This is a genomic window from Lunatibacter salilacus, from assembly GCF_009797935.1.
In the GTDB taxonomy this organism is placed as follows: domain Bacteria; phylum Bacteroidota; class Bacteroidia; order Cytophagales; family Cyclobacteriaceae; genus Lunatibacter; species Lunatibacter salilacus.
This window is the reverse complement of record NZ_VOLC01000016.1, coordinates 1-20,010: the sequence shown is the minus strand read 5'-3', so window position 1 is coordinate 20,010 and position 20,010 is coordinate 1. Positions and strand designations below refer to the sequence as shown.

Below are 20,010 nucleotides of genomic sequence, written 5' to 3'. Positions count from 1 at the left end.
TTCATTCAAATTTATGGAAGCAGTCATCACAGGAGATATTATTGGCTCTACGAAGATTTCCCCCGAAAATTGGCTGCCGGTCCTAAAGGCGGCACTCAAGACCTGGGGAAAGGAACCCGCAGACTGGGAAATTTACCGGGGAGACAGTTTTCAACTGAAGATAAGCAACCCCATGCAGGCAATAGAGGCCGCTGTGTATATAAAGGCGGCCATAAAGACAATTTTAGAACTTGATGTCCGCTTGGGGATTGGGCTAGGTGAAATCAACTATACTGCCAAAAAAATCACCGAATCGAACGGAACGGCTTTTATCCATTCTGGCGAAGTATTTGAACAATTGTCGAAAATGAACCAGGAAATGGCCATCAAAAGCCCCTGGGACCAATTTGACATGGAAATGAACCTTATGCTAAAACTGGCCCTAATCCCGATGAATCAATGGACTGTCAGCGCCGCAATTGCGGTTTGGGAGGTGTTGAAAAAGCCGGACCTAACCCAAAAGGAATTGGGAGCTAAGTTGGGAATCACCCAGCATGCCGTCAGCGCCCGCCTCAGCCGGGCCCATATGGAGGTCATACAGGAATGGATGGCATATTATCCCATCAAGCTAAAAACGTATTTATGATCCTCCTGATAAAATTAATTTTTGCGCACATTTTGGGCGATTTCTTTTTTCAGCCCGACAAATGGGTTGCGGCAAAGGAAGAAAGAAAGCTGGGAGCCTATCAATTTTATCTGCATCTATTAATACATGCTGCCTTAACCCTTATCCTACTTTGGGATCTGAGTTTTTGGCCATATATGTTAATCATCGTGATATCCCATGGAATCCTGGATGCCGTGAAGATTTATTTCCAAAACGAAAAGACTAAGCGCACCTGGTTTTTTGCCGATCAGGCAGGACATCTGCTTGTAATAATAGGAGTAGCTTATTGGATAGCGGGAGCCGGGTGGATACCTTGGCACACGTTGGGCTTGGGGTTTTGGACTTTCCTGACCATAGCCGCTTTTCTTACTATTCCCTCGGCCATTATCATCAGAACCGTGATGTCGAAGTGGACCCCCTTTACCAATGTAGCTGAATCCGATTCCCTGGCAGAAGCCGGCAAATACATCGGAATTTTAGAGCGGCTGTTCGCCTTCGCCTTTATTATCAGCGGAAGATGGGAAGCCATCGGTTTTTTGGTGGCGGCAAAATCGGTGTTTCGCTTTGGCGATTTGCGGCAGTCCAAGGACAGAAAGCTAACCGAATATATCCTTATCGGCACCTTGCTCAGTTTTGGCATTTCGATTTTGTGCGGATTGATTTACACCGTCATTACACAGGCATAGCAGGTAGGTTCCAACCCTCCCTATAGGAATGCCGGATATATTCCGTGGCAGAGGCAAGGGCGTCCAGTTCCACGTATTCGGTATTAAAGGATGGCTTCCCATTTTTAATCGAAAACTGATCGGTTTGAATAACCCGGAGTTTTTCACCGGCCCGGATGTTTTTGAATTCCATCGCTTCACCGTCCCATTCCAAGGTCTTGTGCAGGCTTTGCAGCCGGACTGCCAGTACACCAAGCAGCACCATCTCATTAAATGGCCCGGAATAGCCGAAATGGGAAGTCGCTTCCACCCGGCTTCCCGGAGATTCCTTGCAGGCCCGGATCCAATCCTGTTCGTGCGGTCCGTCCTTATAGCCCTTGGCTTCTGGAATCCGCCTAAGGGAAGGGGAGACATTCGGTTCCCTGCCGGAAAGAAGCCGTCTTCCCACTCCGCCGCAGCCACTGTATAAGGTATCCTTGGTACCGACAAAAATACAACCTCCCAGCCTGTCGGCCATCAGGTCTACCCCCTCGGGAAGCAGATCCGGCCGATAAGGCAGCAATCCACCATCATACCAATACACATCCACGGCAGGCATGGCAAGGTTCCCCATGGGTTCCCTAGCGGGAAAACTGAATTTCACCTGTTCGGACTGAGGGGCACTTTCAGTATTAATAGGAGAGGAGCTCCCTTCTATGTGGGATGGATATTTTAATTTCAACGCAGCATACACGGGGTCCAAGACATGGCAGGCCATATCCCCAAAGGCACCTGTGCCAAAATCCCACCAACCCCGCCAGTTCCATGGCGTATAAATTTCATGAAAAGGACGATGCGGTGCAGGGCCCAAAAACAAATCCCAGTTCATGGTATCCGGTGTCGGCATCCCGGTGGCCGGACGTTCCAATCCTTGGGGCCAAATAGGGCGGTTGGTCCAGGCATGTACCTCTTTTACCTCCCCAATCTCCCCATTCCAAATCCACTCACAAACTTCCTTTGCATCTATGCCTGAATTTCCCTGATTTCCCATTTGCGTGGCTACGGGGTATTTGGTGGCTAACTTTGTCAACAATCTGGACTCATAGATAGAGTGGGTGAGGGGCTTTTGACAGTAGATATGCTTGCCAAGGGTCAGTGCATGGGAGGCCACAGCGGCATGGGTGTGGTCGGCGGTAGCCACCATGACCGCATCGATGTCTTTTCCCATTACATCCAGCATCTCCCGCCAGTCCCAAAACTTTTTTGCCGAAGGAAAATCTCCAAAACAGCCCTTTGCCGTAGCCCAGTCCACATCGCACAAGGCCACAATATTTTCGCTTTTCATGGCATTCAGGTTGGGCCTGCCTTTTCCTCCTACACCTACTCCGGCGATATTTAGCTTGTCACTGGGGGGTATATGGCCCAAACCGCTAACCACATGGCTAGGAACAATAAAAAATCCGGCAGCGCCAAGTGAGCTTTGTTTTATAAAATTCCTGCGGTTTTTGGGGTGGTTTTTTGACATGGTGGGTTTTGTTAAATTGGGTCACTGATCCGAAACAAATTGCTATTGGGAGTGAGGTACAAATTAAGCGGAATTGGGGGTAAAAGCAATTTGCCATATCAAAAAATTGAACCTAAATTTCTGGCATGCCCAAAAACAAAGATTTCGATATTCGACTGAGGGTGCTTGACAGGTGCCTTCGTAGACACAAGGACAGATATGATTTAGATGTACTTACGGCTGCGGGTGGGATGATGTCGTATCGAATAGGTATATTGGAAGGATAACCGGATAGGCTAATCCACTAGGTTAGACATATGGACTAGACCTTCGGGGTCTGAAAAACCCCAAAGGTCTGATGCCTAGCAGACCAACAGGTTGGTCTGGCGCAATGAAACGTTATAAGAGAAATTTTATAATTTATCTAGATTCCTTGATCTAGTCCCTTCATTATTCCTACTTATCAATATCACCCAATAAATCGCTGTAAACAAAAAGACTGTCGCACTAACAACTAGCCCCCAAGAAGATATCGATGAATCAAATAAAACTTTCACGGCAGCAAAAATAATTACTCCCACCGAAGAAAGTAACAATAAATACATTGTTCGCTTCATAATTATTCTATTATTTCTTTAATGGCACACCCAAATCCAGCTCAAATTACACAAAGTGGGCTAAAAATGCAACACCCGAAAGTTGCGTTCGGTTTCTCTTCTCAATCAAATAATTTATCCATCGATACCTTCATGCATTTACCCCATTCTCTGATGCTTGCCCTGTCCGAAATTAATTCAGGATTACGGGTATTGTATAAGTACCTTCCCCTGTATATATTGACCGAAATGATATCGAAGGTTTATTTTTGTCTATGGGATTATAGCTAACATAAACTGAGGAGAATTCCTCTACGCTTAGATTGTTTTCGGATTGATACTTTGCCAAATCAAAAAATTGAAACTAAATTTCTGAATGGCAAAAAACAAACATTTGGATGTTCGGCTGAGGGTGCTTGACAGGTATCTTCGCAGACACAAGGGCAGATACGATCTAGATGCCCTTACCGCTGCGTGTGCGGAAGCATTGTTTGAGTATGATGGAACCATGGGTATTTCTTCCCGGCAAATTCGAAAGGATCTCGAGTACCTCGAAAGTGAACAAGGTTACAAGGCTCCGCTGGAAAGGTATAGACATCCCGGGCACCCTAGAAAGATTCTTTTCCGCTATCATGATCCGGATTTCTCGATCAGCCAGCAGCCGCTTTCAAGTGAAGACGCCCGACAACTTCAGGAAACCCTGTTAACCCTGCAACGCTTCAAAGGCTTGCCCCAGTTTGACTGGATTCAGGAGTTATCGGTAAAGCTACAGAAACTGATTGATACCAAAATCTCGCAAATCCCGATAATTAGCTTTGACAACAATACAGAAATAAAGGGCCTGGAATGGATAGATCCGATTTATAAGGCCATAGCAGTCCTTTTCAAGAGCCCTAAAGGCCAATCCACTACAACAAGGAGGACGGAGCGTTAAGAAAAGTGCCGGGAGGGGCACTTTTTAGCGACGGGCCGGGCAGCTTATAGGGACAGACTGCAGGGAGCCAATTTTCTCAAAAAGTTTAATTAAATAAAGAGCGACACCTTTTTGCGTTCTACCCCCCTGCTTATGATTTCAACCCAAAAATAAGGGTTATGACAATAGAAACTGTCACCCTTTCAGGGAAAGTATATTAAGACATTGCCTCTTCATCATACACAGGAAATTATCGTGGACAATGAAGCCGAATTGCAGGTCAAATTGAAACTCTTCCTGACGCATGATCTGCTAATGGAACTTCTTTCCTATGGTGAAAATATGAAAGTTATTAAACCAAAATCTCTGGCCGACCAAATAAGGCAAGCCCATGAGAACGCTTTTAATCAATATGGATAAAAGTTGACTTGAATGGGCATGCGAAATTCACCCGCCATGCTTTCAACCGAAGGAGAATGCTCTCCGAACCTATGATGGGTGTCCAATCGGCATTATGTCCCGGAGGAAATGGGTGGGGGCTATTGACATTGTGTCGGCCAAAACCGGGAACTGCGGGTCGCAATTAACCCGCGGTTGAACCTCCGGGCTATTGAATATTGGCATTCTATCGCTGGTCTTCTGGTTTAAAAGTATCGATGAATGAGGTGAGCATTCATACTGAGCTCCAAAACTGGAATAATTGCCTAAATTTTAATTTAAATCATATTGTCAAAATTTTGTTTTAAATTGATGGTTAAACAAAAAATAACCTTCACAATGAAAACAGTTGGAATAGTATTATTGATTTTAGGAGCCATTGGCACCGTAGTTTTTGGAATTCAGGCCATGCAAGATTCAGAAAGCTTTAGCCTTTTGGGTGTGGATATTGCGGTCAGCTCAGCTAATTGGACACCGGTGATTATCAGCGTAATACTCTTGGTTGTTGGTTTGGTCATGACTTCCCGTGGTAAAAAATAGACCATTAAGGGATTTCCTTATGGAAGTCCCTTTTTGTTTTTTTCTTAAATTAACAATCAAATATGATATATGGATAAAACTGGCGTCCCTAAAAGAACTTCAGGCGTTGCTTAAGTCTAAAAATATTCATTTTAAATGCTTTTTTAATACGTTAATTACGCCAGACATGAGAGGCAAATCAACGCTGGGAAGACTCTTTTGAAAAGCGCCCGAATCTAATATTACAAAGAAATTTTTTGAAAACCCCAACTAACGTTTTGCTTTAGGATTTTCCTAACCAAGAACTTAGATAGGGCTAACCTTTTAAATGACGTATAATCGATATTGAAAAAAATCTACTTTATGGGCTTGGGCATTTGCGACATACATACGATCCCGGATCGCAATTGACCAGGAACTTACGCTCCTGTCTATTGAATCGGTAGTCGCTCTGGGTTTTTTTGGAAAATTCCTATATTTCTACTTTCTCCCGCCAATCGCTGCCCTCATCGAATTTTACGTTTCACCCTGAATTCCAATATCAATTAATATCAAGTATCTACCAATATCCGCCCCCGATATCCCTAACAGCTCCTATTTCTATTATATTTCCACCATATTTCAGCCGGAGGCTATATTTCCACTATATTTCGGCCTCCGGCCATATTTCACCTTTATCCCCCCAAATAGCAGCCCTCACCAATATTTACGTTTCACCCTGAATTCCAATATCAATTAGTATCCAATATCAATAAATATCAAAAAACTGAGTCTCAGACACCTTCTTATTTCAACTATATTTCCACTATATTTCGGCCTCTGGCCATATTTCAAATTTAAATAATGAAAACAGAAAACCAACCAACCTCACCCATAATCGATGTATTGATCCCAGCCTTTAATGAGGAAAATTCCGTGGGAAAAGTCATTAAAGATCTCCCTTCTTTGGTCCGAAACATCATCGTCGTAAACAACAATTCAAATGATGCCACACGCAATGTAGCCAAAGCGGCAGGTGCCATTGTCTTGGATGAACCGATTAAGGGGTACGGTAGGGCATGCCTTACCGGCATGGATTTTATAGATCAGTTACCTGAGCCGCCTGATATACTGGTGTTTTTGGATGCCGATTACAGTGATTATCCAGAACAGTTACTAGACGTTATTGAACCCATTTTAACCTCGGATATGGATATGGTAATCGGATCCCGTGCGCTCGGAGCCAAGGAAAAAGGATCCATGACTCTTCCCCAGGTTTTTGGAAACTGGCTGGCAACTACGCTTATGCGCTGGATTTTTCATACATCCTATACGGATTTGGGACCGTTTCGGGCTATTCGGTGGAAGGCACTCAAAGCAGTCGGGATGGAGGACCAAGATTATGGCTGGACCATCGAAATGCAGATTAAGGCAGCCAAGTTGGGGCTGAAAACCACGGAAGTTCCGGTGGATTACCGCAAGCGTATAGGGGTGTCTAAAGTCAGCGGTACCGTTAAGGGTGTTTTCGGTGCGGGCTATAAAATCCTGTATACCATTGGGAAATACAGTTAGGAATATTTTGCTTTATTTTCAGCCATCCTAAAAAGTACGATTTCACGAATTAGATCATAGGGGATGGGTTGGTTCAGGGGAAACTGCACCGACCCTTTTCCCTGTTTATATCCAGCCAATCGTTCTTTGAATGCATCATGCCCGGTGGGAGTGGCATATAAACCGATGTGATTTTTAAATGCCGCAAAATAAACCAACGGCTTTCCGTGAGTTTTGAAAGAGGGCATCTGATAAGCAAAGCCTTCCTCGGCATCCGGGACGGTTTCTAGAATGATTGTTCTTAATTGAGTTAGAACCTCTTGAACCTCGGTGGGAAAAGCTGCAATATAATCGGAAATGGATGTCATCATTACCAGTCAAAAATAAAAAATTAATGCCATATTGGCATAGGTGCGGAACAAAAAAACGTTTTTTTACAAAAAAGGTCCACTATCCACTATAGGGAAATAACCGCCCCAATTTTTGGGACGGTTAAAATTCCATGGTTATTTGGAAGGAGGTTGGCTAGGCCTTACCTCGATTTTACTGGGGAGAGTTCTGGGATTAAGTTTGAACAACCCAACTACCATTTCTCCAATATCTTCGATCTGGATCTTCCAAGCATCCTTTTCGCTTACCGTATGATCATTAAAACCAGTAGCCACTGACCCCGGCATAATTGTGCTTACACGAACTCCTTCTTGTCTAAGGTCCAGCATGATTGCCTGTGAAAATCCGGTCAGCCCAAATTTACTTGCATTATAGGCCGATCCTCCCGCAAAGAAGTTTGTTCCGGCTAAACTTGATATTGTCAAGAAAAAGCCTTTAGATGATTTTAGAGATTCAAGGCTTGCCTTTATTCCGTAAAAAACCCCAGTCAGGTTGGTGTCTATGGTATCTTGCCATTGATCTAGAGATAATTCCTGAATTGGGGCAAAATGGCCTACGCCTGCATTCGCTACAAAAAAATCCAAACGGCCCCATTTGTCTATGATGGTATTTATGGCCGTTTCTTGCGCAGCATAATCTTTAACATCTACCTCCAAGGGCAATACTTTCCCGGTTACTCCGTCTGAGGATTCGATCTTTTTGGCGGCTTCCCGAGCTCTTTCCAAAGATCTGCTGCTTATGGCGACGTGAACGCCTTCTTGCGCTAATGCTAAGGCAATTCCATATCCTATTCCCGTGTTACCACCGGTTATAAATGCGATTTTGTTTTCTAATGACATAGTAGTGGGGTTATCTTTTAAACATAGTAAAAAACACAAAAGGGCCAATGAAATGTTCCATTGGCCCTTTGTACTTTAACTCGATTTTTTAATTGAACTGGTCTTTTGCCTTTTCAACCTGGTCTTTTCCTTTGCTTTTAGCCTGACCCAACCACTCGTTACTTTTAGCTTTGGTTTCCTCAGCCACGCTAGCTATTTCTTTGTTGATTTTGTCAAACTTCTCAGAAAATCCTTTGACAAGTTGGTTTAATTGTCCGTTGAAATCGTTCAAATACTCCTCGCCTTTTTTAGTTAACTTTTTGCGGGTGTCCGCACCCTTCTCAGGAGCAACTAAAAGTCCTATTTGAATCCCTATGGCAACTCCTGCTAATGCACCGAAAATTATTTTAGCTGATTTCATTTATATACTAATTTAAAGGTTAATAAAATGGTTTTATAAAACGACAAGGGGTAAACCCTTTTGTTTCCTTAATTCGGTACAACTACCATACCACAAAGCTGTTTTTTTCTATAAATATTAAAATAAATGTCAAGACATTTATGCTATTTTAACGATAGCCGCTTAAGGTTTTTCACCCCCTCTTTATTTAATTCTAACGTGAATTTCGCAGGAGATGTTTGCGTATCTGACTGTTTACTTTTAATATATCACCCCTTTTAAGTATCTTGGAGTAAATTTAATATTAATAATATCTTAATATATCCTAACCCTGGCAAATGTACTTTTGTGCATCGGATTCTATTTATACAAAAGCATCAATGAAAACCTTTGTCCTCTCTTGTATTTCCATTTTTTTGGTCCTGCATGTATCAGGTCAAAACATAAAGTTTAAGACGTTTACGGCAGAAGACGGTTTATCGAACAATTCAATCAACCAAATAATGAATGATCCCTCCGGCGGGATTTGGGTTGGAACATGGGATGGATTGAATTTTTATGACGGCCACAGTTTTAAGGTATACAAGCATGATCCACAGGACAGTAGCAGTTTGAGGGGTAATTTCATTTCAGAAATTTTGTTAGATAATAAGAGGAAGGTTTGGGTTAAATCAAATTCAAATTCCATAAGCCAATTCGTTGATGGATATGGTTTTATTAATTTCCTTTTTGACAAACCGATAAGCAAAACAGGTGTAACTCCTGACAAACAACTACTTGTGGAGTTAGATGGTGAAAAATACCTGTATAAGGGAGAACGATTTGTGAGTTGTGGGGCATGCGGCTTTTATGAGGAAATTAAACCTGATTTTGAGAAAATAATTACCAAACATTACCCAGACCTAATTATAAAAGACCAATACAGGGATAATAAGGGAAATATTTGGTTTGCCACGATTACTACCGGACTATTTATTCTTCCTTATGACACAGAACAAGTTAAGAAAGAAAGTTTCCATAACTATACGGTGGATGGTTCCGACGGATACAGTTTGCGGAGCAATGAAATATATGCCATCCATGAAGACCTATTTGGTAATATTTGGCTGGGACTAAAGGACGGAGGTCTCAGCATGGCTTACAAGAATTCTAATAATATCTTTACCATTTCTGCCCTTACTAAAAAGCACGCTGAGCTTCCTGCGGAAACGGTACGGGCCGTTCACCAAGAGCAAAATGGAAATATCTGGTTGGGGTATTATAATTCTGGAATTTATTACAGCAACCCATCCAACCATAAATTCGAGGCCCTTGCTATTTCACCACCAACCAATCCCTCAGACTGGAAAAGAATCAGAAGTATCTTTCAGGACTCCCAAGGGTCAATTTGGGTGGGTACCTATGGAGGTATTGTTAGAATTTATCCTTCAAAGAAGATAGAATATTATCAAGCGGAAGTAATTCCCCACCTGCTTACAAGCCGTAACTATGATATCATGGAAGATGTGGAAGAAAACGCACTATGGATAGCCTGTTGGGGAGGAATGTCCAAGTACAGTCTCGGCCAACAGCAGTTTATTCCTTTTGACGGACAGGAGAAATTGCGGCACTTTAAAGTAAGGAAAATCGTGAAAGGGAATGGTGGACTTTGGTTGGCCACCGAGAACGATGGGGTGGTCCAGTTTGAAGATGGAAATATTACGGTCTTAGATAACACAAAAGGCTTATTAGACAACAGCGTCTATTCCATTCATCTGGATGAACCTACCGGAAACTACTGGTTTTCGACATTGGCGGGGATTAGTATCTATCACCCGGAAAAAGGTTATGTGCACCAAATTACAGAAAAGGATGGGCTGATGAGTCAACTGGTCTACGGGCTTTTGCAGGGAGATCAGCATATTTGGGCAAGTACAACGAAGGGGATTGCTGCTATCGACCGAAATACTTATCAAGTTAGGGTGTTACCACCCGAAGAGGGATGGCAGTCCGTGGAGTTCTCCGAAGGTTCTTATTTTCAAAATGACCGGGGAACACTTTTCTTTGGTGGTGTAAAGGGGGTCAACTTTTTTAACCCCAAAAGCATGGAGCTCACCTACGACTTGCCAAAGTTGAATTTAAAAGTGAAAGATCAAGACCAAACCTTCGTGTCAGGATATTATAAAGGTGATTTGGACGTATCCGTTAGCCCGGTGATGTTTACAACAAACCCGATAAATAAAATTATATATCGGCTCGACCCATTGGAAAAAGAATGGAAATCACTTTCTGAAACCAATTTCATTCATTATGAAAGTCTGGCTCCCGGTGAGTACACCCTTTATGTGAAAAATCAGTCTGACGAAACCGGAAATGAGATAGCAAGTATGCCGGTTGTAATCCCCATGCCTGTATGGAGGTCACCATACCTTCAATTTCTGGCAGTTTTTGGCGCTTTTGCAGGCTTTTTATTTATAAGGCATAGAAGCAATAGAAGGCATCGGCATAAACTTCAAACCTTGATCGAAGAACGAACCAGAACCGTTGAGGAGCAAAAGACGGCCTTAATGCTTATCAACGCTGATTTGGACAAGAAGAATAAGGAAATCCTCGAACAGAAGGCCAACCTTTTGGCCTTGCACCACCAACAGAAGAATCCGGATTTTGAAATAGAGAAGTTCAAAAATTTTGTTCTAAATCAGTTTCAGGGACCCTTGGCTTATGTCCGCTCTGCCATCGATGCGCAATCCTTACAGGAAGTTAACGAAAAAAAGCAGATTCTGGGGCAGTTGGATGGGTTAATTAAAGAACTTAAAGACTGGGAAAACCTATCTTTGCTAGACCACTTGGAAGACTCCAAAGAGTCTATGACTATACTCTCCAAGCTTTTTGAAAATCTAACCTTCGAACTCGGTACCCAGCTGAAAAAGCGGGATATATTTCTCGTGTGTGATTATCAGCTTATAGATGAGTGGGTTGAGATTGATGTGTTGAGAACAAAATTATTTTTTCACTGTGTATTTAGGGAGCTGATCAAATTTATCGAAAGCAACTCAGAGCTGATTATTGAAGCATGGATTTCCGGGAACTGCACCTACATCCGAACACGGACGAACAGTGACATATTGGCTCAGAATTTTTCCCAAATCATGCATTCCAGCCCGTATATTAAAAGCGCTGAGAAAATTTTGGTTGATTTGGGCGGAACTATGGAGTTTGAAACCGATCCTTCAGTTACCCTTAAAATATCCTTGCCGTTCAAGAACGCCAACCATCCCAAACCTCTTCTCAGTTGGGAAGCTGTTGAATTTGGTGAGCGGATAGACCCAAATAGGTTTAATGTTGTAATTCTGGGCAAGCCCTTTGAAACGGATAGTTTGGTAAAGATGATCGATCATGAGCTAATCAACCTGTTTGTAGCGGAAGAGTCGGCATTGGTGTTATCTGTTATCCAAGAGATGGACATTGATGCCCTGATTATTTACAATGAAAAAATTAATCAGGGACTCTTTGATTTAATGACAACTCTTCACGCTTCACACGAACATCGTGTTGGATTGCCAATTATCTATATTTATGAGTTTATTGCCTATGGGTTTCAGGAAAAATTGATGGATCTGGGTATAGACACCTTTATCCAACTGCCAAGTAGCAGTGAATTTATTCGAAAGAAATTATTGGGACAACTTCAGCACAGAAAAAAGTACTTGAAAGAAAAGCGACTTCATACATTGGTCGGTGAAGAAGGAGAGGAGACCGTACACCTAAGCCCCAACGAAAAATTGGTTCGACTGGCTATGCGGATAATTCGTGAGCAATACGCCAATCCCAATTTTCGGGTTGAAATGCTAAGCCAACAGCTGGGTATTTCCAAAATCAAATGTTACCGGCTTTTTAAAGATGTCTTGGATACTTCCCCTTCCGATCTAATAATAAAATTACGGCTACAGAAAGCAGAACAACTTTTGGTAAGGAAGAAGATGAATATCTCTGAGGTGGGCTTTGAATGCGGCTTTAATGACCCCAAGTATTTTAGTAAACTTTTCAAGAAACACTATGGAGCTTCGCCGAGGAGTTTTGTTTGATGGAATAGGGGGGTAGAGGGGAGACCGAAGCTGGAAGACTGAGAGACTTAGGGACGGAGGGACTTAGAGACGAATAGACTTAGGGACTGAGTCCCATCAACCGAACCCCATCGACGAGTCAAACTTGTCAAACCCATCAACTATCGACCTATCGACCAATCAACCTATCGACCCATAAACCCACTAACTTACTTCTAGACTGAGACTGGAGATTGGCAGATCCGCATTTGAATACGGAGAATAACTTTGCTAAGTGCGCAAATTCCTTTTCTTTTGTAAAGTATATACTCAACATGCGTATCTGACTTTTCTATGCTGGACCCAATCAAAACGTATGAAATGCCCCACAGCCCTCAGCAACAGGCCTTTCAACTCTATGAGGTTCAGGGTAAAACGATCACTAACAGTACCTATCCACATGAGACCGACCGACCGCACCGTCACAAGTATTATGAAATATGCGTATTTGTCAACGGGGCGGGTAAACATGAGATTGATTTCGCCACACACACGATTCAATCTCAAAGCATTCATTTTTTATCTCCGGGGCAAGTTCATTTAATATCAAGGGAAAAAGATTACCACGGATACCTGATGGTTTTTTCGAAGGATTTCTATGCCTTGGATACCTTTCATGAGGATTTGTTGTTCCAATTGCCTTTTTTTAATAATCCCACCATGGTTCCCATACTAAATTTGGATGGGGTTGATTTTCAGGAAATTATCTTATTGATCCAGACCATAAAAAAAGAGTATACCGCAAGGCAACAACTGGGTAGGGAAATTTTAAGAAGCTATTTGCAGGTCTTTTTGTTGAAATGCAAACAATACTATGTGGATTACTTTGCGGAGAAAAAAAAGATGCTGGATCCCCATTTCAAGATTGTTCAGCAGTTTAATGCACTTTTGGAACAACAGTTTATACAGAATCACCTGGTGCAGGACTATGCCGACCAATTAGCCCTTTCTCCGGCAATCCTCAACAAATACGTAAAAAAAATAACAGGCAATACAGCGGGAGAACTGCTTATGGAGCGGTTGATTCTTCAGGCAAAGAGATATCTTATTTATACCGATCTGTCAAATAAGGAAATCGCTTATCGGCTGAATTACGAAGATCCTTCTTATTTTAGCCGCATTTTCAAAAAGAAAACGGGGCTTACCCCATCGGAATTCAGGCATACAGAAAACGAAAAGTACCAGTTATAAATAAAAAAATGCCTTTAAATATAGCTTGGGACAAGTTACCTTTATCATCAAGTTAAAAAGTGCAAGACTTTTATAGTTTGAAAAGCCATTGATTATTTGGCGGAAGTATAGCATTTGAATTTTAATCAAAATAATTCTTATCCCCTAAACAAAATGATTACTATTGATTTCGACATTAAGCCCAAAGACCTGAAAGGATCACTGGACAAATTTTGGCAGCTATCAGGCGAAAAAATCGAGGCCATTGAAAGAGAATATCCACAGGATAAAGGGTCACCGGTATTTACCGTAAACGGAAAATACGACACCCGTGGTTGGACAGAATGGACGCAGGGATTTCAATTTGGCTCTTCTATCCTGCAGTTTGATGCCACCGGAGAGCAGCGGTATTTGGACAAAGCCAAAGAAGAGACGCTAAAGCTTATGGCTCCCCATATTAGTCATACCGGTGTACACGACCATGGCTTCAACAATGCCAGTACCTACGGCAATCTACTCCGCCTGATGGTGGAAGGTAAAATTCCCCATAATGAATGGGAGAAGAATTTTTATGAGTTGGCCCTTAAAATATCCGGAGCTGTACAGGCAAGCCGATGGACTAATATTAAAGACGGTGGCTATATTTATTCGTTTAACGGCCCCCACTCCCTATTTGTAGATACCATCCGGACTGTTAGAATTTTGATGTTAAGTCACAGCCTAGGCCATGTTTTGCAGGAGGAAAATGACCTGCGGGTAAATCTTCTGGTTAGAGGTTTGCAACATGCCAAAGCCACAGCGGACTATTCCGTATTTTATGGCAAAGGTAGAGACCGATATGATCTCTGGGGAAGGACGGCCCATGAGAGTGTCTTCAACACAAACGACGGCAATTTCCGTTGCCCAAATTCCCAACAAGGGTATACAGGTTTTTCCACCTGGACCAGGGGTTTGGCTTGGGCAATGTGCGGATTTGCTGAGGAACTTGAATACATACAGACGCTGTCGGACGATGACTTGGCTGCATATGGTTCTAGGGCTGATATCGAAAAATTTATGCTACAGGCTGCAAAGGCTACCTGTGATTTTTATATAGAACATACACCAACCGACGGAGTACCTTATTGGGATACCGGAGCACCGCAGCTTCATAAACTTGGCGATTACCTTTCCAAACCGGCGGATCCTTACAATGCCTATGAACCGGTAGACAGTTCAGCTGCTGCCATTGGTGCCCAGGGTTTGCTGCGATTAGGCAAGTACCTGAAAGAAAATGGCGATACTGAAAGCGGTTCCAAATACTGGCAGGCGGGCTTAACAGTTCTTAAAACCATTCTTCAGGAACCGTATCTCAGCACCAATCCAAATCATCAGGGAATCCTCCTGCATTCGATTTACCACCAGCCAAATGGTTGGGACAATGTCCCTAAGGGACAGACTATAGCTTGTGAGGAATCCAGCATGTGGGGTGATTATCATGCACGGGAATTGGCACTGTATGTTTCCCGAATTATCTCCGAAGAGAAATACTACACCTTTTTTAATTGCCTGTCATGAGCGTAGGACCTATTCAAGACCTGAGCAAACTCTGCATCCATACGATCACGACTAAGTCGTGGTCCCTGGAAGAGGCGGGAGAAAACTATGAAAAGGCGGGGGTGAAAGGCATCTCTGTATGGAGACAATACCTCGAAGGCCGCAACATAGCTGCTTCCGGTGACCGGTTGAGAGCTCACGGATTGGGAATTGTTTCTTTGGTGAGAGGTGGATTTTTTCCTTCCATCTCATCGGAAACCCGAAAAAAAGCCATTGATGACAATCTTAAGGCGGTGGATGAGGCCGCAGCCCTTGGAGCTGAAATGATTGTCTTGGTTTGTGGGGCGGATCCGGGACAGTCTTTGGAAGTATCCCGTTCCCAAATTCAGGAAGGGATCGAAAAAGTGTTGCCTTATGCCATAGATAACGGAGTAAAACTGGCCATAGAGCCATTACATCCCATGTATGCGGACACCCGCTCAGCAGTAAATACAATGGAGCAAGCCAATGACATGGCCGAAGCTATAGGTTCCGACCATGTGGGAATAGCGGCCGACGTATATCACCTTTGGTGGGATCCACACTTGGAAAAGGAAATCAAAAGGTGCGGTGCCAACGGAAATCTTATGGCATTTCATATCTGTGACTGGGTAAGCCCGACGGTGGATATGCTCAATGACCGGGGACTGATGGGAGAAGGCTGCATACCCATACAAAAAATCCGGGGATGGGTGGAGGAGGCCGGATTCAGTGGCTACAATGAGGTGGAGATTTTTTCTGACCGTCACTGGGCGACCGACCAACATGACTTCTTGAATAAAATAGTCAAAAGTTACAAAGGCTGTTAATACCAGTCAGCATGGAATATCAATTATTGTATGACCGAATAACCAAAACTTAAACGCATACCATGGAACACAAAATAGGTATAATAATGAACGGGGTGACCGGAAGAATGGGCACCAACCAACACCTGATGAGAAGTATCGTAGCCATTATCAAACAGGGTGGCGTTAAGCTACCTAATGGCGACACCATAATGCCAGACCCTATTTTGGTTGGAAGAAACCAATCAAAACTGGATGACCTTACGAAGATGTCAGGCGTAACCAAAACTACGACCGATCTGGGTTCGGTAATGAACGATTCTTATTACAGTATATATTTCGATGCACAGACTACCGGAAGAAGAGCCGATGCTGTAAAGCAGGCGATTAAAATGGGTAAACATGTCTATTGTGAAAAACCAGTATCCGTGGATGTCAAAACAGCCCTTGAGTTGCATGCGTTATGTGAAGAAGCAGGGGTGAAGCATGGGGTAGTGCAGGATAAACTTTGGTTACCTGGTCTTAGAAAAATACAACGCCTTATAGAAAACGGATTTTTTGGGGAAATTCTATCTGTTAGAGGAGAGTTTGGGTACTGGGTCTTTGAAGGACACACCGTACCCGCACAGCGTCCATCTTGGAATTACCGCAAGGAAGATGATGGCGGTATCATCGTAGATATGCTTTGTCATTGGAGATATGTGTTGGATAATTTATTCGGAAAGGTTAAGGCAGTTTCCTGTTATGGTGCTACCCATGTAAAGGAGCGAGTAGACGAAGCAGGAAAACCATACAAATGTACAGCAGATGATTCGGCTTATGCCACTTTCGAGCTGGAGGGAGGCGTAGTTGCCCATTTCAATTCGTCATGGACTGTCCGAGTTCGAAGGGATGACCTTTTGACTGTACAAGTGGATGGAACCAAAGGTTCAGCGGTTGCTGGACTTAGGGAGTGTTATATCCAACACTATGGCAATACGCCGAAGCCTGTATGGAACCCGGATATTGTTCAGCCAATAGATTTTTATGAAGGCTGGTCAAAGGTGCCGGAGCAAGAGGTATTTGACAACGCTTTTAAAGTTCAGTGGGAATTGTTTCTGAAGCATGTGGTATTGGATGAGCCTTTCCCTTGGGGAATGAAAGAAGGTGCCAAAGGGGTACAGTTGGCAGAGAAGGGCATAGAAAGCTGGGAAAAAAGAAGTTGGGTAGATATACCGGAACTGTAAGATGAAGAAAGTTGCCTTAGTGACCGGAGGATCCCGGGGAATAGGATTGGGGATAGCGAAGTGTCTGGCCAATAATGGATTTGACTTGGCTATCAATGGTATGCGGGCGGAGGATGATACATCCGACAGTTTGGAAGAATTGAGATCGCTTGGGGCAGAAGTTGTTTATTGTCGGGGAGATGTATCTGACGCTTCCCAGCGACAAGGTATCTTCGACACCATTTCGGAAAGGTTTGGTAGGTTGAATGTTTTGGTGAATAACGCCGGAGTAGCTCCTAAAGAGCGGAAGGATATATTGGAAGCTACAGAAGAAAGCTTTGACTATGTGCTGAAGACAAACCTGAATTCGGTCTATTTTCTCTCACAGACGGCTGCCAACTGGATGATTTCCCAAAAGAATTCTGACCCGGATTTTCAGGGAGCGATCATCAATGTCTCCTCCATTTCAGCGACTATTGCTTCGGTGAATAGGGGAGAGTACTGCGTCGCAAAAGCTGGCATGAGCATGGCTACTCAGCTTTTCGCTGTACGGTTAGGCGAATATAATATACCTGTCTATGAAGTTCGGCCGGGCATAATCGCCACGGATATGACTTCGGGTGTAAAGGAAAAATACGACAAACTTCTAGCTGAAGGATTGTGTGTTACATCCCGATGGGGTCTTCCCGAAGATGTAGGGCTTGCGGTCGCTTCTTTGGCTACTGGTAATTTTCCTTATTCCACAGGTCAGGTTATCATGGTCGATGGGGGATTGAGTATTCCACGATTATAATGGGCAAATCCCTACCGGATTTATTTGGTAGGGATTTCTTTTTTCTAAACTGGATTGTTTACCATTGGTGTGATCAGTTTGGGGATCCGTATAAAATATAAGTTGAGTTACAATGTATTTAGACCGAAAAGCCATATTATTATGGCACCATAAAATTTATAAATCATAGCCTGAGAATGGATAAAAAGACAATATCACCCGAAATAGAAATTAGTGCACCTCAGAGTTCGCAAACATATATCATTGTTACGGCGTTTTTGGCGCTTTTTGCTGTCGTCGGATTCGGGATCTATGGACTGCCTTTCTTTTTTGACTTTATCATGGAAGAGAGAGGCTGGTCAAGGACACAGATCACTTCCGGCAATGCGGTGGGAAAGCTTATTGTAGCTCCTTTATTTGGGTTTTTTGCGGGATGGTTGATTGACAAATATGGCCCCAGGAGCCTGATGATGACTGGGGCAGTGATGTTGGCCATTGCTTTTGTCGGTATTGCCTTTAGCAGTTCGCTGGAAATGTTTTATGTGTTTTATGTTTTCAATGCTTTGGGATATGTTTTTGCAGGTCCTTTGCCTTCACAGGTTTTAATATCCCGCTGGTTTGACAAAAACAGGGGCAAAGCCATGGGAATCGCCTATCTGGGTATTGGTGCGGGGGGAGCAGTCGTTCCCATATTGGCTGCCAAGCTGGAAGCGATGTTCGACTGGAACACAGCGCTCGCAATTTTGGGGGGAATTGGCTTTGTGTTGATCTTTGGGGTGGCGTTTTTTATCCGGGACAACGCCCATAAGGAAAGGGCCAATCCCAGCAAAAAGCAACTGGCCATACCGGCGATTAAAGGGGTTACCATGCGCGAGATCCTCAGGGACCGCAACTTCTATCTGCTGGCCATAGGCAGTATGTGTTCCATTGGGGTAGTAGGTGGGGTCAGCCAGCACATCAAATTATATCTCAGTGATCTGGACTTTTCCCAAACCGATGCGGCGCAGGTCATGTCCTTTGTTTTGCTTTCGAGTTTGATCGGACGGGTATTGATGGGCTTTTTGGCGGATATTTTTAACCGAAAGTACGTGATGCTGGCGATTTACCTGATCGTGGCGTCCGCGATCCCCTTGCTTCTTGTGCCTGATTTCACCGGGAGGATCTATATTTTTGCCGTGATTTTTGGTATTGGATTGGGCGGAGATTATATGATTATCCCATTGATGGCTGCTGATTTATTTGGGATCAAGGCTTTGGGAAGGACGATGGGGATTATCCTCGTGGCCGATGGAGTCGCCGAAGCACTTTTTCCCGTCTTGTTGGGCGTGTTGTACAGCGAAGCGGTTGGCTATACTATTGGTTTCTCGGTATTGATCGGCGTGGCCCTGCTCGGCGCAGTATTCATTGCCTTCCTGCGCAAGCCGGAGCAGCACAAAGGACTGGAGGGCATCGTAGAAGCCAAGTAGGCCTTAGGTAATCCTCCGCTTAAAAAAGGGACCACATTGGCACCTTGGAGGGGAAGGAGAGATTATGGACTTAGAGGAGACGGAGGGACTTAGAGACGGAGGGACTTAGAGACTTAGAGAACACAGAGGACTAAGGGACTCAGAGAACATAGGGATTTCTAATTTCGAAGTACCCGTTGCGGCCGTTGCGGGAAACAAGAAAGGGAACCACTGAGGAGACGGAGAGACTAAGGGACTCAGAGAACATAGGGATTTCTAATTTTGCAGTACCCGTTGCGGCCGTTGCGGGAAACAAAAAAGGGAACCACTGAGGAGACGGAGAGACTAAGGGACTCAGAGAACATAGGGATTTCTAATTTTGCAGTACCCGTTGCGGCCGTTGCGGGAAACAAAAAAGGGAACCACTGAGGAGACGGAGAGACTAAGGGACTCAGAGAACATAGGGATTTCTAATTTTTCAGTACCCGTTGCGGCCGTTGCGGGAAACAAAAAAGGGAACCACTGAGGAGACGGAGAGACTAAGGGACTCAGAGAACATAGGGATTTCTAATTTT

The 20,010-nt window shown here is 43.6% G+C and carries 18 protein-coding genes; 14 read left to right on the top strand and 4 right to left on the bottom strand.

Features of this window, described 5'->3' with window-relative positions:
• Window positions 1-13: 13 nt before the first annotated feature.
• Together FQ608_RS19550 and FQ608_RS19545 are read left to right on the top strand one after the other, a co-directional pair.
• Window positions 14-625: a transcriptional regulator gene (locus tag FQ608_RS19550; protein ID WP_158860182.1), complete on the top strand. Its 612-nt coding sequence runs from the start codon at window positions 14-16 to the stop codon at window positions 623-625.
• Window positions 622-1,332 carry a DUF3307 domain-containing protein gene (locus tag FQ608_RS19545; RefSeq protein WP_158860181.1) on the top strand — a complete coding sequence of 237 codons (711 nt, stop codon included), beginning with the start codon at window positions 622-624 and terminating at the stop codon, window positions 1,330-1,332. Before FQ608_RS19550 ends, FQ608_RS19545 begins: the two co-directional genes overlap by 4 nt.
• On the opposite strand, the gene FQ608_RS19540 is transcribed toward FQ608_RS19545, so the two are convergent.
• Window positions 1,319-2,815 carry a Gfo/Idh/MocA family protein gene (locus FQ608_RS19540; protein WP_158860180.1) on the bottom strand — a complete coding sequence of 499 codons (1,497 nt, stop codon included), beginning with the start codon at window positions 2,813-2,815 and terminating at the stop codon, window positions 1,319-1,321. The two genes, FQ608_RS19545 and FQ608_RS19540, sit on opposite strands and share 14 nt — an antisense overlap.
• Window positions 2,816-2,940: 125 nt before the next feature.
• Here FQ608_RS19540 and FQ608_RS19535 point away from each other — a divergent pair, with 125 nt between their 5' ends.
• The 5 genes from FQ608_RS19535 to FQ608_RS19515 all read left to right on the top strand — a co-directional run bounded on the left by FQ608_RS19535 (window position 2,941) and on the right by FQ608_RS19515 (window position 6,811).
• Window positions 2,941-3,081, top strand: a complete 141-nt coding sequence (locus FQ608_RS19535; protein WP_158860179.1) for a hypothetical protein — start codon at window positions 2,941-2,943, stop codon at window positions 3,079-3,081.
• 685 nt (window positions 3,082-3,766) lie between these two features.
• Complete coding sequence (locus FQ608_RS19530; protein ID WP_158860178.1) at window positions 3,767-4,324, top strand: hypothetical protein; 558 nt, start codon at window positions 3,767-3,769, stop codon at window positions 4,322-4,324.
• A 171-nt stretch (window positions 4,325-4,495) separates the two neighbouring features.
• Complete coding sequence (locus FQ608_RS28105) at window positions 4,496-4,723, top strand: WCX domain-containing protein (protein ID WP_158860290.1); 228 nt, start codon at window positions 4,496-4,498, stop codon at window positions 4,721-4,723.
• A gap of 357 nt (window positions 4,724-5,080) precedes the next feature.
• Window positions 5,081-5,281: a hypothetical protein gene (locus FQ608_RS19520; RefSeq protein ID WP_158860177.1), complete on the top strand. Its 201-nt coding sequence runs from the start codon at window positions 5,081-5,083 to the stop codon at window positions 5,279-5,281.
• Between the two features lie 822 nt (window positions 5,282-6,103).
• The gene (locus FQ608_RS19515) at window positions 6,104-6,811 is read left to right on the top strand and encodes a glycosyltransferase family 2 protein (RefSeq protein ID WP_158860176.1); all 708 of its coding nucleotides are present in this window, start codon (window positions 6,104-6,106) and stop codon (window positions 6,809-6,811) included.
• On the opposite strand, the gene FQ608_RS19510 is transcribed toward FQ608_RS19515, so the two are convergent.
• The 3 genes from FQ608_RS19510 to FQ608_RS19500 all read right to left on the bottom strand — a co-directional run bounded on the left by FQ608_RS19510 (window position 6,808) and on the right by FQ608_RS19500 (window position 8,419).
• Entirely contained in the window at window positions 6,808-7,161 is a 354-nt protein-coding gene (locus FQ608_RS19510; RefSeq protein WP_199856419.1) for an iron chaperone, read from the bottom strand. The two genes, FQ608_RS19515 and FQ608_RS19510, sit on opposite strands and share 4 nt — an antisense overlap.
• Window positions 7,162-7,296: 135 nt before the next feature.
• Window positions 7,297-8,019, bottom strand: a complete 723-nt coding sequence (locus FQ608_RS19505; protein ID WP_158860175.1) for an SDR family oxidoreductase — start codon at window positions 8,017-8,019, stop codon at window positions 7,297-7,299.
• A gap of 88 nt (window positions 8,020-8,107) precedes the next feature.
• On the bottom strand, window positions 8,108-8,419 hold the full coding sequence (locus FQ608_RS19500) for a YtxH domain-containing protein (protein ID WP_158860174.1): 312 nt from the start codon (window positions 8,417-8,419) through the stop codon (window positions 8,108-8,110).
• A 359-nt stretch (window positions 8,420-8,778) separates the two neighbouring features.
• On the opposite strand from FQ608_RS19500, the gene FQ608_RS19495 reads away from it, so the two are divergent.
• The 7 genes from FQ608_RS19495 to FQ608_RS19465 all read left to right on the top strand — a co-directional run bounded on the left by FQ608_RS19495 (window position 8,779) and on the right by FQ608_RS19465 (window position 19,456).
• A complete protein-coding gene (locus FQ608_RS19495) occupies window positions 8,779-12,462 on the top strand; it encodes a two-component regulator propeller domain-containing protein (protein ID WP_158860173.1) in 3,684 nt (1,227 codons plus the stop codon).
• Between the two features lie 339 nt (window positions 12,463-12,801).
• Window positions 12,802-13,671 carry a helix-turn-helix domain-containing protein gene (locus tag FQ608_RS19490; protein WP_234364282.1) on the top strand — a complete coding sequence of 290 codons (870 nt, stop codon included), beginning with the start codon at window positions 12,802-12,804 and terminating at the stop codon, window positions 13,669-13,671.
• A 153-nt stretch (window positions 13,672-13,824) separates the two neighbouring features.
• Window positions 13,825-15,207, top strand: a complete 1,383-nt coding sequence (locus FQ608_RS19485) for a glycoside hydrolase family 88 protein (protein WP_158860171.1) — start codon at window positions 13,825-13,827, stop codon at window positions 15,205-15,207.
• Window positions 15,204-16,034, top strand: coding sequence for a sugar phosphate isomerase/epimerase family protein (locus FQ608_RS19480; protein WP_158860170.1), 831 nt, complete (start codon window positions 15,204-15,206; stop codon window positions 16,032-16,034). The genes FQ608_RS19485 and FQ608_RS19480 overlap by 4 nt, the downstream gene beginning before the upstream one ends.
• A 62-nt stretch (window positions 16,035-16,096) precedes the next feature.
• Window positions 16,097-17,239, top strand: a complete 1,143-nt coding sequence (locus tag FQ608_RS19475) for a Gfo/Idh/MocA family protein (protein ID WP_158860169.1) — start codon at window positions 16,097-16,099, stop codon at window positions 17,237-17,239.
• A gap of 1 nt (window position 17,240) precedes the next feature.
• Window positions 17,241-18,011: a 3-ketoacyl-ACP reductase gene (locus FQ608_RS19470; protein WP_158860168.1), complete on the top strand. Its 771-nt coding sequence runs from the start codon at window positions 17,241-17,243 to the stop codon at window positions 18,009-18,011.
• A 176-nt stretch (window positions 18,012-18,187) separates the two neighbouring features.
• Window positions 18,188-19,456 carry an MFS transporter gene (locus FQ608_RS19465; RefSeq protein WP_158860167.1) on the top strand — a complete coding sequence of 423 codons (1,269 nt, stop codon included), beginning with the start codon at window positions 18,188-18,190 and terminating at the stop codon, window positions 19,454-19,456.
• The last annotated feature ends 554 nt before the right edge of the window (window positions 19,457-20,010 follow it).